The organism is Polaromonas sp. P1_G4 (assembly GCF_056405475.1).
Window position 1 is genome coordinate 1 of record NZ_JBFUCA010000660.1, and the last position, 1942, is coordinate 1942.

The window sequence follows — 1942 nt, forward strand, 5'->3', positions numbered from 1 at the left end:
GACAGGCAAAAGACAGGGTACTTCTGCAACCTTGACTTGATAGCGCACCGTTGCCCTCCGGTTGTGCGAAGGGGTTAAGTATCACGCTCCGCACACCAATGGAAGAGTTTGTCCTCCCCTTCTTTCAGTGAAGTATCAGTACGATGTCTAACCCACCACGTCCCTTCTTCGGCAATGGAAGTGATCTGAAGCCGTGGGATCTGCTCAACAGCCTCTCGCACGGCCGATTCTTCACCGAAAAATCCAATGACTCGGTACGACTTGTTCCATTCCACAGCCCAAGACCAGAGTCGATGGGTTGGGTGCCTACGAATCGCTGCAGAGAAGTGGTCTTTAGCAGTTGAAACTAAAAGTCTCGGCTCCCACATGACAACGGCATTCATGAAGGAGAGGTRAATGGAATTTCCCCAGTCGGATTTTCTCGCCTCTATCAATGGCACGAACGTCCCCCTCCAGAATTGCCCACGCGAAGTCTGTTCGCTGTAGGTCAGGAAGTAGAAAAAAGCCATCATCTGCAGTCGAGCAAGTTCGAAAGCCCTATCGCTCTCTATCTGAGGTGGTGCTGTGAAGGTAAACGTCATCGTGACTGAGTTGCCGAGCTGGGTGCGCAGCGTCATGCTCTCGGCACTCTCTCCCACTGGTTTTCCGGTGCGACGGCTTCGACTCTTGGCTTTCTTTCTGTCAGCCTCCACCGCAGCTTCTGGCGAAGGTGAGTTGCCAAAAGCATCGTGATGCATTGTGATGGCAGAGATGTCGTCCTCAAGGTCAGATTTTCGTCCGTTGCACGGCTTGCACGCCCGAACAATCAGGTTCCAATCTTGATACAGAGTTCCAACCGGAACGAACCTCTTCCCAATCACGTGCTCTTTAGTGAATTCCTCGTTTAGCTCACATCCACAATACGGGCAAGTGAGGTTTCGCAGCACTATTGGCCGGTTGCGCGGGATTTCTTGAAGTTCAGCGCCAAGCATGATGCTAGAGCTTGGTGGGGTCGCCGAGTGTTTTGTTAAGCCGTACCGATTCTTTGACAAGACGGCCCGACAAGGCGAGGTTGACTTCATCACCCTCATGAAACTCTCTCGTCGCCATTTCGTACTTACCACCGGGTTTTAGCAGCGGATCCATCTCGCGAAGACGTTGGCCTCGCCAGAAGCCGAACAATACGCGACTTTCCTCAGCGCGAATGAGCAGCACAGGCCCATTCGACAGATAGACCAGATGGCCCCACTTGATGACTTCATCCAGCTCGGCACTGCCCAAGACGGCGGCCCGCAGTTGCTCAACTGTCGCACGCTGCCAGCCGGACAGCGCGGCGACATAAGCATCAGGGCTAGCGGCTGGGATGGTTTTCTTCATCATGACTGAAACAGATTACACCAGCCAATCGATATGAGGTAACTAAGCTACAAGGTGCAGGGAGGTGACGCCACGAGTACCGCCGATTTCTATATCTAAAGCGCGCTTATTCGCGGCTGTGCATCATTGATCGCGGGACTGGTCAGCGAGAAAAGGAACGCGAAGCAGAGAAACCGGCTTATCCAAGGAGATGTCCCAAGGAGAGCCTCGCACAGCCAGCAAGCGCTGTCGCTGCTTATCGGGGCGTTCAATCTCAGCATTGTGGTTTTGCAAGGGCAGAGGCACAGGACCGAGCGGATCGAGAATTATCAAGCGCGGAAGCTGACCGGGCATGAGTACAAAGGCATGGCCGCAGGTCAGGCCCAGATGACGATGCCTGCAGAATGCAGCCACAATGGCCGGTGCGCCTCGGGCTGCAACTAGTTCTAAAGAGCTAATCACGTTCTGTGGTGTTGGTTGCCTAATATGCATCCATCGACTTTTGATGTCTGGCCGAACCGTCACAACGGCACGGCGGATGTCGGTATGCGAGGCACCTACCCAGTACCGCGGACGCACGCCAAACAATCTCAGAGCATCTTTGCGC

At 54.1% G+C, this 1942-nt stretch carries 3 protein-coding genes; all 3 read right to left on the bottom strand.

All coding sequences use genetic code 11. The annotated features are described in order from the left end of the window. Positions 1-74 precede the first annotated feature (74 nt). The gene (locus AC1D1X_RS21895; protein ID WP_477699175.1) at positions 75-971 is read right to left on the bottom strand and encodes a hypothetical protein; all 897 of its coding nucleotides are present in this window, start codon (positions 969-971) and stop codon (positions 75-77) included. 4 nt (positions 972-975) lie between these two features. Then, complete coding sequence (locus tag AC1D1X_RS21900) at positions 976-1359, bottom strand: DUF1801 domain-containing protein (RefSeq protein WP_477699176.1); 384 nt, start codon at positions 1357-1359, stop codon at positions 976-978. Between the two features lie 120 nt (positions 1360-1479). Beyond that, the coding region (locus tag AC1D1X_RS21905; RefSeq protein WP_477699177.1) for a hypothetical protein at positions 1480-1942 on the bottom strand (463 nt) is incomplete at its 5' end.